General features: G+C 61.5%; 11 protein-coding genes. 8 read left to right on the top strand and 3 right to left on the bottom strand.

Annotation, left to right across the window (positions count from 1 at the left end; all coding sequences use genetic code 11):
• Window positions 1-4: 4 nt before the first annotated feature.
• From NN662_RS06980 to NN662_RS06960, 5 genes are all read left to right on the top strand, one after another.
• The gene (locus tag NN662_RS06980) at window positions 5-1111 is read left to right on the top strand and encodes a class I SAM-dependent methyltransferase (RefSeq protein ID WP_261929576.1); all 1107 of its coding nucleotides are present in this window, start codon (window positions 5-7) and stop codon (window positions 1109-1111) included.
• Window positions 1112-1232: 121 nt separating this feature from the next.
• Window positions 1233-2027, top strand: coding sequence for a peptidoglycan editing factor PgeF (gene pgeF / locus NN662_RS06975; protein ID WP_261929575.1), 795 nt, complete (start codon window positions 1233-1235; stop codon window positions 2025-2027).
• 1 nt (window position 2028) lies between these two features.
• Window positions 2029-3180: a M24 family metallopeptidase gene (locus tag NN662_RS06970; RefSeq protein ID WP_261929574.1), complete on the top strand. Its 1152-nt coding sequence runs from the start codon at window positions 2029-2031 to the stop codon at window positions 3178-3180.
• A gap of 147 nt (window positions 3181-3327) precedes the next feature.
• Window positions 3328-4017 carry a hypothetical protein gene (locus NN662_RS06965; RefSeq protein ID WP_261929573.1) on the top strand — a complete coding sequence of 230 codons (690 nt, stop codon included), beginning with the start codon at window positions 3328-3330 and terminating at the stop codon, window positions 4015-4017.
• Between the two features lie 135 nt (window positions 4018-4152).
• Window positions 4153-5085, top strand: coding sequence for a ribose-phosphate pyrophosphokinase (locus tag NN662_RS06960; protein WP_261929572.1), 933 nt, complete (start codon window positions 4153-4155; stop codon window positions 5083-5085).
• A 107-nt stretch (window positions 5086-5192) separates the two neighbouring features.
• Here the strand turns inward: NN662_RS06960 and NN662_RS06955 are convergent, their stop codons facing one another.
• The 3 genes from NN662_RS06955 to NN662_RS06945 form a co-directional block, all read right to left on the bottom strand.
• Window positions 5193-5606 carry a DUF779 domain-containing protein gene (locus NN662_RS06955; protein ID WP_261929571.1) on the bottom strand — a complete coding sequence of 138 codons (414 nt, stop codon included), beginning with the start codon at window positions 5604-5606 and terminating at the stop codon, window positions 5193-5195.
• Between the two features lie 84 nt (window positions 5607-5690).
• Complete coding sequence (gene adh, locus NN662_RS06950) at window positions 5691-7199, bottom strand: aldehyde dehydrogenase (protein ID WP_261929570.1); 1509 nt, start codon at window positions 7197-7199, stop codon at window positions 5691-5693.
• A gap of 240 nt (window positions 7200-7439) precedes the next feature.
• Window positions 7440-8396, bottom strand: a complete 957-nt coding sequence (locus tag NN662_RS06945) for a helix-turn-helix domain-containing protein (protein ID WP_261929569.1) — start codon at window positions 8394-8396, stop codon at window positions 7440-7442.
• A 343-nt stretch (window positions 8397-8739) separates the two neighbouring features.
• Between NN662_RS06945 and NN662_RS06940 the strand changes: the two genes are divergently transcribed.
• The 3 genes from NN662_RS06940 (at window position 8740) to NN662_RS06930 (ending at window position 12811) form a co-directional block, all read left to right on the top strand.
• On the top strand, window positions 8740-9354 hold the full coding sequence (locus NN662_RS06940) for a 50S ribosomal protein L25/general stress protein Ctc (protein ID WP_261929568.1): 615 nt from the start codon (window positions 8740-8742) through the stop codon (window positions 9352-9354).
• A gap of 341 nt (window positions 9355-9695) precedes the next feature.
• Window positions 9696-12101: a putative bifunctional diguanylate cyclase/phosphodiesterase gene (locus NN662_RS06935; RefSeq protein ID WP_261931886.1), complete on the top strand. Its 2406-nt coding sequence runs from the start codon at window positions 9696-9698 to the stop codon at window positions 12099-12101.
• On the top strand, window positions 12098-12811 hold the full coding sequence (locus NN662_RS06930) for a substrate-binding periplasmic protein (protein ID WP_315972585.1): 714 nt from the start codon (window positions 12098-12100) through the stop codon (window positions 12809-12811). The genes NN662_RS06935 and NN662_RS06930 overlap by 4 nt, the downstream gene beginning before the upstream one ends.
• Window positions 12812-12817 lie beyond the last annotated feature (6 nt).

Raw genomic sequence — 12817 nt, 5'->3', positions numbered from 1 at the left:
GCCCATGGCGCAGAGCACCCCGCTTGGAGAGAAGATCAAGGCGCTGATCAGGGCATCCGGTCCGATCAGCGTCACGGATTATTTCGCCCTCTGCCTCGCCGATCCGCAATACGGCTACTACAAGACGCGCGAGCCCTTCGGCACCAGCGGCGACTTCATCACCGCGCCGGAAGTCAGCCAGATGTTCGGCGAGATCATCGGCATCTTCATGGTCCAGGCCTGGCAGACCCATGAGCGGCCGGCCGCCGTTCGCCTTGCCGAGATCGGTCCCGGTCGCGGCACGATGATGGCGGACATGCTGCGCGTCATCGCCAAAACCGCGCCGGATCTCTATGCCGGCCTGACCATCCATCTGATCGAGACCAGCCCGCGGCTGCGCGAGATGCAGGCAAGGACACTGGCCCAGCATGAGGGCCGCATCAGCTGGCACGACAGTTTCGACGAATTGCCGGACGGCTTCACCCTGCTCGCCGCCAACGAACTGTTCGATGCGATTCCGCTCCGCCAGTTCGTCAAGACGGAAACGGGTTTCCGCGAACGCCTTGTTGGCCTCGACGCGGAGGACAACCTGACCTTCACCGTCGGCGCCGCGACGCTGGACAAGGCGCTGCTGCCCGACGACGCCCGCGCCCGCCCCTATGGCACCGTATTCGAAATCTCCCCGGCCCGCCAATCGGTGATGATGACGATCTGCGAGCGGCTGAAGAGCTTCGGCGGCACGGCCTTGATCATCGACTACGGACATCTGGTTTCCGGTTTCGGCGATACGCTGCAGGCCGTCCGCATGCATGAGTTCGATCCCCCGCTCGCCCATCCCGGCGAGGCGGATCTGACCAGCCACGTGGACTTCGAGCACCTGGTTCGCACGGCCGCCGCCGCCGGCGTGCACATCAACGGCATGGCCCATCAGGGAGAGTTTCTGGTGAGCCTCGGCCTGCGCGAGCGGGCTGCGGCATTGGGACGCGACAAGAGCCCCGCCATCCAGCAGGACATCATGAACGCGGTCGCCCGTCTGGCCGGCGAAGGCGAAGGCTGCATGGGGGAACTCTTCAAGGTGTTGGCCGTTTCCTTCCCGATTGCCGGACTGAGGCCGTTCAGCCGCCCGGATTGACACGGGCCTTTGCGATAAGCCAACATCCAGCCCAAGAACGACAAGATGATTTGCGAGACCCGGCACGAACCGGGTCCGGGCGAAACACCACTTTTTCCTGAAACAACAAGAACATGGCCCCATGGACAAGGACACCCAGCCTGAGCCGGTTATCAGCCCCATGCTTGCCGACAGCACGAAAGCGGGCATCCGGCACGGATTCTTCACCCGCAAGGGCGGCGTATCCGAAGGCATCTACCACGGACTGAACACGGGCCTCGGCTCCAATGACGAGCGCGCCCACGTCGTCGAAAACCGCGCCCGCGTCAGCCGCTGGTTCGACGCTGACCCCGGTCGGCTCGAAACCGTGCACCAGGTCCACTCGAACATCGCCGTAACGGTTTCCGAACCTCTGAACGGCCATCGTCCGGAAGCCGATGCGCTGGTGACGGCCGTTCCCGGACTGGTTCTCGGCATTTTGACCGCCGACTGCGGCCCGGTGCTGTTCTGCGATCCGGTCAACCGGGTCGTCGGCGCCGCCCATGCCGGCTGGAAAGGCGCCCTCTACGGTGTTCTCGAAAGCACAATCGAGGCGATGGAAGCGCTGGGCGCCGAACGGACCAGCATCAAGGCGTCGCTCGGACCGTCGATCAGCGGACGCAACTACGAGGTCGGCCCCGAATTCGTGGACCGTTTCGTGACCCACGATCCGGACTATGAGCGCTACTTTTCGGCAAGTACCAAGCCGGGTCATGCCATGTTTGATCTTCAGGGTCTTACCCTGATGCGGCTTGAAAAGGCGGGCATCGAGGCGGAATGCCTCGGCATCTGCACATATGAGGACGAACACGGCTATTTCTCCTATCGCCGCACGACACACCGCGGCGAGCCCGACTACGGGCGGCAGATATCGGCCATCGCAATCATGGAGACCTGATATGGCACTGCATTTCGACCGCCACGAATACGCCATGCGCCTTTCCCGCCTCACCGAGAAGATGCGGGACGAAAAGCTCGACGCCATGCTGCTCTTCGCGCAGGAGAGCATGTACTGGCTGACCGGCTACGATACGATGGGCTTCTGCTTTTTCCAGACCCTGGTCGTCAAGGCGAGCGGCGAGATGGCCCTGCTGACGCGCTCGCCGGATCTCCGCCAGGCCCGCCACACCTCGACCATCGAGAATATCATCGTCTGGGTTGACCGGCTGAAGGCCGACCCCACCGTCGACCTGAAGAACCTTCTGAGCGACATGGACCTGCTCGGCGCCCGCATCGGCATCGAATACGACACGCACGGCATGACCGGCCGCACGGCGAGATTGGTCGATGACCAGCTGACCTCCTTTGCCCAGTTGATCGATGCCTCGACGCTGGTCGGACAGTTGCGACTGATCAAGAGTCCGGCGGAAATCGAGTTCGTCGAACGCGCTGCGGAACTCGCCGATGACGCGCTCGACGCGGCGATGCCCTATCTGAAGGAAGGCGGCGACGAGGCGGATATCCTGGCGGCCATGCAGGGCGCGGTGCTGGCGAGCGGTGGCGACTACGCCGCCAATGCCTTCGTCATCGGCTCCGGCCCGGACGCCCTCCTCTGCCGCTACAAGTCCGGGCGCCGGACCTTGTCGGCCAACGATCAGCTCACGCTCGAATGGGCGGGCGTCAGCGCCCACTACCATGCGGCGATGATGCGTACCGTCGTCATCGGCGAACCGTCGCCGCGCCATCATGAACTCTACAGCGCCTGTGTCGACAACATCCGGGCCATCGAGGACGTGCTTGTTCCCGGCGCCACCTTCGGCGACGTTTTCGATACCCATGCGCGGATGATGGACGAGCGGGGCCTGACGCGCCATCGTCTCAATGCCTGCGGATATTCGCTGGGCGCCCGCTTCGCCCCGTCGTGGATGGAGCAGCAGATGTTCCATGCCGGCAATCCACAGGTCATCGCCCCCGGCATGAGTCTGTTCGTCCACATGATCATCGCCGATTCCGACACCGGCACCGCCATGACGCTGGGCCAGACCTACCTGACCACCGAGGAGCGTCCCCGCTGCCTCTCCCGCCACCCACTGGATTTCATCAATCGTTAACGCTTGTGACAAGAACTCACGAGCCTTGACAGCCGATAGGGCGAATTTTCATAAAATGTGAAGGAAAGCGGGAGACAAACGCTGCAGTAGAAACGGAAAGCAGCGAGATGTGCGGCCGGGCGAGCCGCTTCTGAAAGGTAAGGCGTCATGAAGTCGATAGTCTCGACGCTTGTTGTTGTCACGTGTGCGGGCCTGATGTCCGCCTGCACTTCGACCGACGCCCTGACGCCACCGCTCCCCGTCGGAGAAACCTCTTCCGCGCCTGTCGGAATGCCTCTGGCTCAGGAAGAGGCCCAGCAGATCGAAAGCGATCCGGTAGACACGAGCCAATTTCCGCCACCCCCGCAATCCGCCGGATCACAGATTGCCGCCACCGACCAGATGCAACAGCAGCCGATGACGGCGCCGGGTCCGGTGCAGCCGGCAGCAACCGGCACCATGCTGACGCCGCAGATCGCCGCCGCCGCGAGCGTTCCGGCCATTCGCTTCCTGCCGATCATCGGCGCTCCCGTCAGTGCCGTCACACCACTATCGCAGGCACTCGGCAACGAAGCACGCAGCCGCGGCCTGACCATCAAGCCGGCGGCCGATGCCAGCGGCGGAGACATTCTGAAGGGCTACTTCTCGTCCGCGGCCGGCGATAACGGCGTCACCGTCATCTACGTCTGGGACGTCCTCGACAATGCCGGCAGCCGCCTGCATCGCATTCAGGGGCAAGAAGCCGTGCCCGGTCCGGTCCAGGGTGACGCCTGGGCGAGCGTGCCGGCCAGCGTCATGCAGAAGATCGCCGCCGACACGATTTCCGCCTATCTCTCCTGGAAGCAGACAGCCAGTTGATCGCGCCATACGTCGGCAGAACTGCAGATTTGTGACTAAAACTTGAAAATAACCGGATGCGACCCCATGCGCCCCCTTGAATTAAGAGGTGGTGGCGTTATTAAGCGGCCATCAGAATGAGCACAGGCGGCCAAAATGAAGGTTTTCGCAGGCAATTCGAACCGGCATCTTGCCGAAGCGATCTGCAAATATCTCAATGTTCCCTTGGGAAAAGCCAGTGTCAGGCGATTTGCCGACCAGGAAATTTTTGTTGAAATCCAGGAAAACGTGCGCGGCGAGGACATCTTCGTCGTCCAGTCGACCTCGTTTCCGGCAAACGACAACCTGATGGAGCTGCTGATCATGATCGATGCCTTCCGCCGGTCTTCGGCAAAGCGCATCACGGCCGTTCTTCCCTATTTCGGCTATGCCCGCCAGGACCGCAGGGCATCCGGCCGTACGCCGATCTCCGCCAAGCTGGTCGCCAACCTGATCACCGAGGCCGGCGCAGACAGGGTCCTGACGCTCGACCTGCATGCCGGCCAGATCCAGGGCTTCTTCGATATCCCGACCGACAACCTCTATGCCGTGCCGATCCTGACGCGCGACATCAAGGAACACTACGACACCAAGAACGTCATGGTCGTTTCGCCCGACGTCGGCGGCGTGGTGCGCGCACGATCGCTCGCCAAGCGCCTCGACTGTCTGATCGCCATCGTCGACAAACGTCGTGACCGTCCGGGTGAATCGGAAGTCATGAACATCATCGGCGACGTCGACGGCAAGGACTGCATCCTGATCGACGACATCGTCGATTCCGGCGGCACGCTCTGCAACGCTGCCGAGGCGCTTTTGAAGAATGGCGCCACCAGCGTGACGGCCTACATCACCCATGGTGTTCTCTCCGGCGGCGCTGTCACCCGGGTCACCTCGTCGAAGCTGAAGGAACTGGTGATCACCGACTCCATCCAGCCGACGACCGCCGTCCAGTCGGCCCCGAACATCCGCGTGATTTCGACGGCCAGCCTGATCGGCGAAGCCATCAACCGCACCAGCCAGGAAGAATCGGTCTCGAGCCTGTTCGACTGATGCGGCCGCCAGCCCGGACGGGCTGAATCAGAATATGAAGACCTTGAATCAGGCCCTTCGGAACTCTCCGCAAGGGCCTGTTTTGATTCAGCTTGCAGACGAGACGGTCAGCGACCCGGCAGCGGGCAGGCCTCGTCCTCGCCGAAGATGCGACCCCGGGTGAGGAACCGTTTCTCTCGGCCATTGTCGAGAGAAAACATGCCCCCTCGCCCCGGCACCACGTCGATGATCAGCTGCGTATGCTTCCAGACCTCGTACTGCCTGCCGCCGATGTAGAACGGCACCCCGCCGATATGGCCGAGCAGCACGTCGTGGTCGCCGACCTGGAACTCGGCGACCGGATAGCACATCGGCGACGAGCCGTCGCAACAGCCGCCGGATTGATGAAACAGGATCTCCGGATGATCCGCCTTGATCTCGGAAATCAGATCAAGGGCCGCGTCGGTGGCGATGACGCGCGGTTCGGTGCCATTGGTGCCATTGGTGCCGTTGGTGCCACTGGTGACATTGTCTTCCGGCATGTTCGTTCTCCTCCCGAATGACCGAAGGGCTCCCGGCGCAAGACGCCGGGAGCCCGCTTTTGAGGTGACTGCCGTCCGGCAATATCAGAAGAAGCCGAGAGCGTTCGGGCTGTAGCTCACCAGCATGTTCTTGGTCTGCTGGTAGTGGTCGAGCATCATCTTGTGGGTCTCGCGACCGATGCCGGACTGCTTGTAGCCACCGAAGGCGGCATGGGCAGGATAGGCATGGTAGTTGTTGACCCAGACGCGGCCCGCCTGGATCCCGCGGCCGAACTGGTAGCAACGGTTGGCATCGCGGCTCCAGACACCGGCACCAAGACCGTAGAGCGTGTCGTTGGCGATCTCCAGCGCTTCGGCTTCGTCCTTGAAGGTCGTGACCGACACGACAGGGCCGAAGATTTCTTCCTGGAAGATCCGCATCTTGTTATTGCCGCGGAACACCGTCGGCTCGACGTAGAAGCCGCCGGCCAGATCGCCTTCGAGAACGTTGCGGCCACCGCCGGTCAGCACCTCGGCGCCCTCACCCCTGCCGATTTCGATGTAGGACAGGATCTTTTCCAGCTGCTCGGAAGAGGCCTGCGCACCGATCATCGTCGAAAGGTCGAGCGGATTGCCCTGCTTGATCTTCTGGACGCGGGCCACGGCGCGCTCCATGAAGCGGTCAAAGACCGATTCCTGCACCAGCGCGCGGCTGGGGCATGTGCAGACTTCGCCCTGGTTGAGCGCGAACATGGCGAAGCCTTCGAGCGCCTTATCGAAGAAGGCATCGTCTTCCTGCATCACGTCGGCGAAGAAGATGTTCGGCGACTTGCCGCCCAGTTCCAGCGTCACCGGAATGAGGTTCTGCGAGGCGTACTGCATGATCAGCCGGCCGGTCGAGGTTTCGCCGGTAAATGCGATCTTGGCGATACGCGGGCTGGACGCGAGCGGCTTGCCGGCTTCAAGGCCGAAACCGTTGACGATGTTCAGGACGCCCGGCGGCAGCAGGTCGCCGATGATTTCGGCAAGCACTAGGATCGAGGCCGGCGTCTGTTCGGCAGGCTTCAGCACCACGCAATTGCCGGCGGCAAGCGCCGGAGCCACCTTCCAGGCAGCCATCAGGATCGGGAAGTTCCACGGAATGATCTGGCCGACGACGCCGAGCGGCTCATGGAAATGATAGGCGATCGTGTCGTGGTCGACTTCGCCGATCGTGCCTTCCTGAGCGCGGATGCAGGCCGCGAAGTAGCGGAAGTGGTCGATGGCAAGCGGAATGTCGGCCGCCATGGTTTCGCGCAGCGGCTTGCCGTTGTCCCAAGTCTCCGCCTTGGCGAGAACCTCGAGGTTTTCCTCCATGCGGTCGGCGATCTTGTTCAGGAGATTGGCGCGTTCCGTCGTTGACGTCCGGCCCCACTTGTCTTTCGCGGCATGCGCCGCATCAAGCGCGAGTTCGACGTCCTTCTCGTCCGAACGGGCGACCTCGCAGAGCACGCCGCCATTGACCGGCGTGGTGTTTTCGAAATAGCGGCCGGCAACCGGCTCGCGCCATTCGCCACCGATAAAATTCCCGTAACGCAGCTTGAACGGGGTTTCGATAATCTTCTGGTGCAGCATGTCATCCTCCTTGACGATGTTCGAGCAACCGATGGAAGAAGGATGGGCGCAAATTGGTTATCGCGATAGATATCGAGAACAATGCCGCACTGCACACTGTATCACTTGTGCGACAGCATGAATGGCCGCATTCATGGAAGAAATTCTAAATTATTTATTTGATATCGAAAAATATAAATGGAGACGCATCGAAATAATGCGCCTCCCTATCAATAATATATTTCCGCAGTTCTCAGATCGTCAGTGAACAGAGAATTTCTTCATCTTCCGATGCATGGTCGCCCGGCTGATGCCGAGCAGTTCGGCAGCCTGGGACACATTGCCATTGGTGCGCGAGAGCATGCGCCGCAAGGCCGCGCGCTCTGCCTCGAAGAGATCGCTGCCCTCGTCCGCCCGCGCTTCCTGCAGGGCGTCCGCGGCCGGAACGCCACGCATGATCTGGGCGTCGTCGAGCTGCAGGGCGAGACGCGCCGCGCGGGTGGCGCCGACAACGAGATCGTCCTGATCGACGGCCAGCAGCGCATTCGTCGGATTGACGGCGTGCGGCACCATGATGATGCGCGCACCCGGGAAGGCACGCCGGAACAGGTTGGTCTCGATCCGGCCCGCCGTATCGCGGACAGCCTGCGCGAGGATCGACATCGTCATCTCGTTAAGATCGTCACGGCAGGTGGAGATGTCGAGCGCCGCCGTAACCCTGCCCTGATGGTCGCGGATCGGCGAGGTCGTGCAGCCGAGGCCGATATTGGTCGCCAGAAAATGCTGGTCGCGGTAGATCGTCACCGAACGCTCGTCGGCAAGGGCCGTGCCGATCCCGTTCGTTCCGACGCTCGCCTCCGTCCAGACATTGCCGGGCCAGAGGCCGACGGTCTTGAAATCCTTCTCGTCGCCGACCGTGCCGCGACGGTCGAGCGCAATGCCGTTTTCGTCGCTCAGGATAAGGCAGCAACCGGCCTTGCCGACGGTCTGGAAGAGACGATCGAGTTCACCGCGCGCCTCGTTGACCAGCAGCTCGGAACGCTCGAGCGCCTGGCGGAAGGCGGCATCGTCGAGATGGAAAGGCAACCGTCGCTCTTCCGGCGCCATGGAGTGCATGACCATGCAGCGGCGCCAGGAGGCAACCACCGGCGAACTGGCCGCCGCCGATCCCTGCTTGGCGAGCGAATAGACCCGCTCGATATGCTGGATGTCTGACATCGGCTCCTCCCAAAGCTTCCGTGCACTGTGAACCCTATTCATATCACACTTTCGCAATATGCATCTGTGCGCATAAAATCGGTTATCTGCGCCGCTTCCATGATCTGTATCAAATGTGCGACAGTTGCGCGTAGCACCGGCGCCGTTTCGCCGTCAGGACAGATGAACGCAGCAGAGCGCAATCCCTTGCGTTTCCGGCTCTATTGGTCTATAGCGCCCCGGTCCGCCCAGACACCCTTGGAGGCAAGGCGGATGAAGCCGGTCAATTTGCCGATTTCAGTGAACCTCTGCCGGAATATCCCGGACACGGTTCGCTCTCCAATAATACGCGAAAGGAAATGCCATGAGCCAGGAAACTTACGTGCTCAAGGCCGAAGCGCGCGAACGGGTTGGTAAGGGGTCCGCCCGAGAACTTCGCCGCAACGGTATGATTCCCGCTGTCATCTATGGTGACAAGCAAGCTCCCCTCGCCGTCGCTCTGTCGACGAACGAAGTTACCAAGCGTATCCACGCTGGCGGCTTCATGACCACCATTGCGACGATCGAAGTCGACGGCAAGTCCATCAAGGTTCTGCCGAAGGACTACCAGCTCGACCCCGTCCGCGACTTCACCGTACATGTCGACTTCCTTCGGGTTTCCGGCAACACGCAGGTGACCGTTGCCGTTCCGGTTCAGTTCATCAACGAAGACAAGTGCCCCGGCATCAAGATCGGCGGCGTTCTGAACGTCGTCCGTCACGAAGTCGAAGTCCACTGCCCGGCTGATACCATTCCGGACCACATCGTCGTCGACCTCACCGGTTGGAAGATCGGCGAAGGCGTTCACATCTCGCACGTCAAGCTGCCGGCAAAGGTGACCCCGGTCATCACCGACCGCGACTTCACGATTGCGACGATCGCGACCCCGGCTGGCGGCGTCCAGGACGAAGAAGAAGCATCGGACGATACCGAAGAATAATCCTCTTCGATCGCTGAGATCAGGGCCCGCGCAGCGTCAATCGGCGCGCGGGCTTTTTCATGCCATAATGCTGCCTACTAGTGGCGGACAGATGCCTCCCCGTCTTAAGCCGATGTTTACCAGCTTTTCGGCTTCCCCCTCAAAACAGAGGGTAGAGAAACGCCAGAGAGCTGCTTCGGCCTCGTTATTCAGCAAAGCTTAAAACTCGTCGGTAAAGATCGTCGACAGTTCTACGACCTTCATCTCATGGCAGTCGAATACGCCTGAAGAACACGCGAAGAAGGAGGAACGCCGAGGAAACCGCGTCTTTTGATGAAGGCGATTGAGGAAAGCTGCCAATGCTGACGAATTCGGTTCAAAACCGATTTATAGCGATCATCCTTGCGGCGCTTGTCGTCCTCGTCATGCCATTGTTCCTGCTGTTTTTCTATGTGTCCGGCGAACGTGCGAGCCGCGAGTCAATGGAACATGCACAGATCGTGCTGGCAGCAAACGCGCAGGCGCTGGGCAAGCCCCTCTGGGATTTCGACAACGAGAGCGTGAAGCAGCTGGCCGCCACCATCGCGTCGGATCCAGCCATCATCGCCGTCAAGGTGACTGAAGCGGCAAACAACACCTCGACATCATTCGCCTCCACGCCGAACGCGCTTCAGGCCGACACGATCAGCCTGTCCGCACCGATCGACTATCACTCTCCCGACGGCATTCGCCGGGTCGGCTCATTGACGGTATCCATCGCCAAGCCAGGCTTTCTGTCCGACAATCAGTCCGAAGAACTGTCCCTGATCGGCATTTTCGCAATTGCTGTGCTGATCATCACCGCTGCGGCGATCCTCGGAAGCCGCATCATGATCTTGCGGCCACTTGAAAAGCTTACCAAGGCCATCCGCGCCACCCGCGTTCCCGGCGCGCGCCACACCGTCGAATTCTCGTCCAGCGACGAGATGGGAGAACTCGCAGCCAACTTCAATCAGATGCAGGCGCGGCTTGCCAAGGAGGAACAGGAGCTCAAACAAGCCCACGATCGCGCCACGACGACATACAATCTCACTCCGGCCAAGCTCTATACGGTCGATGAAAACGACCGTCTGATTGCCGTGAGCGATTACTGGCTTCTGGCGACCGGCTACCGGCGAGAGGACGTCATCGGTCGGGCCTTCAGCTCGTTCCTGCAGCCGGAAAGCCTCCCCGCCTACACAGAATACAAGCTGAAGGCGGCGCAGTTGCAGGGTGACTACAACCCGACGGTCAAGTTCTGCTGCGCCGACGCACGTGTAATGGACGTGCTGATCAAGGAAGTGCCGATGCAGGAGGACAACGGTGGCCGCGTCGTCAACCTCGCCGTCATGACGGACGTCACCGAACTGAAGGATGCCGAGCAGCGCAACCGGCTGCAGGCGATCACCGACCATCTCACCGGACTTCTCAACCGGCAGGGCTTCGAAAACGAGCTCGACAAGGTGCTGGCCGAGGTCAACGAGAACGGCGGCGAACTTGCCTGCCTGCTGATCGACCTCGACCGCTTCAAGGCCATCAACGACAATCTCGGGCACGCCTATGGCGACAAGGTGCTGCGCACAATCTCCAACCGCATCCGCGACCAGTTGCGAGCCCAGGACAGGATAGCCCGTCTCGGCGGCGACGAATTCGCGGTTCTCGTGCCCGCCAAGGACGCCGAGAAGGCGGCCACGGCGATCGCCGAACGCATCGTCGATGTCTGCGAGGCGCCGATCCTGGCGGACGGGCATGAGTTGTCGGTGAGCGCCAGTGTCGGCATCGCGCTATACCCCGCCCAGGCCTCCAGCGCCGGTGAACTTCTGCTACGCTCCGACATGGCCATGTATGTGCGCAAGCACAATGGCAAGAACGGCGCGGAACTGTTCAATCTCGATATGGTCAAGGCTGCCCGGGAAAAGGCCGACATCAGCGCGTGGATCGATCAGGGGCTTCGCGACGACTGGTTCGAGGCGCACATGCAGCCGGTGATGAAGCTGCCGACCCAGACGCTCGCCGGTTTCGAATGCCTCCTGCGCCTCAATCACCCGGAACACGGCCTGATCCCGCCTGGCCGCATCATCGCGGTCGCGGAGGAAAACGGCTCGATCCGCAGGGTCGGCGACCGCATGTTCGAGAAGGCCATCAGCCAGATGGCCGAACTCTCGGCGATCCCGGCGCTTTCGCAAACCCGCTTCGCGGTCAACGTGTCACCGCTGCAGTTCACGCCCGATCTGCCGCCGCGGCTGGCCCATCTGATGATGAAGGCAGGCCTCGCGCCGCAGAGGCTGGTCCTGGAAATCACCGAAGCCGTGCTGATGCACGCGAACCCGGACATCGGCAAGGTTCTGGCCGCGATTCACGAATGCGGTTTCAAGATCGCCATGGACGACTTCGGCACCGGCTATTCTTCGCTGAGCTACCTGCTGCGCTACCCCTTCAACATCGTCAAGATCGACCAGTCCTTCATCAGCTCGCTGACCAGCACAGCCCCCGAGATCGCCGAGCGCAGCCGCAAGCTGATCGAGGGCATCCGGGCCATTTCCCAGCAGATGAACTGCCAGGTCGTGGCCGAAGGGGTCGAAACGCGCGAACAGGCCGAGGCCCTGCTGTCGCTCGATATCGAATTTGGGCAGGGCTATCATTTTGGTCGCCCGCAACCTGTCGCAGAGATCATCAGACAATACGCACCCGCAAACATGCAACAGACGGCGGGCGGATTGCCGACCCGACTGATCGGAGACCCAACGTGAAGCACGCCATCCTCTTTGCCGCCCTGCTCTTTCCTGCCGTCTCGCAGGCCGCGCCTCTGATGCTGACGACCGAATCCTATCCTCCCTTCAATTTCCGCGAGAACGGCGAATACAAGGGCTCGTCGGTCGAGCAGGTCGATATTCTGATGAAGGCCGCCGGCATCGACTACAAGATGGAGATGATGCCGTGGGCCCGCGCCATCGCGCTGGCCGAGAATGACGGGAACACCTGCGTCTTCACCACCGTCCACAACCAGGAGCGCGATCCAGCCTTCAAGTGGATCGAGCCCCTGCTGACCAGCCGCACGGTCCTCATCCGCAAGGCCGGCTCCGGCGTCGATCCGAAATCGCTGGCGGACGCCCGACAGTTCAATGTCGGAACCCAACGCGACGATTTCACCCAGACGATCCTGCAGGAAAACGGCTTCGCCCGGATCGATCTCGCCACCGATCTGGAACTGACCATGAAGAAGCTGCTCTCCGGTCGCGTCGACCTGATGCCGATATCGGAGAAATACTACGACAAGCTGAAGCGTGAAGGCGTGCCGATCGAAGCGACGCTCGTGCTGGCTCAGGATGTCTATTCCATCGCCTGCAATCCGGCTGTACCCGACGCGACGGTCGCGAAGATGCAGGCAGGGCTCGACGCGCTGATTGCCGACGGCACGCAGAAGAGGCTTTTCGAGAAATACGGGCTGGCTGACGACTGACGCAAA

This window comes from Rhizobium sp. NRK18 (genome assembly GCF_024385575.1).
Lineage (GTDB): Bacteria > Pseudomonadota > Alphaproteobacteria > Rhizobiales > Rhizobiaceae > JANFMV01.
The sequence above is the reverse complement of the archived record's forward strand: the minus strand, read 5'-3'. Positions and strand labels throughout refer to the sequence as shown.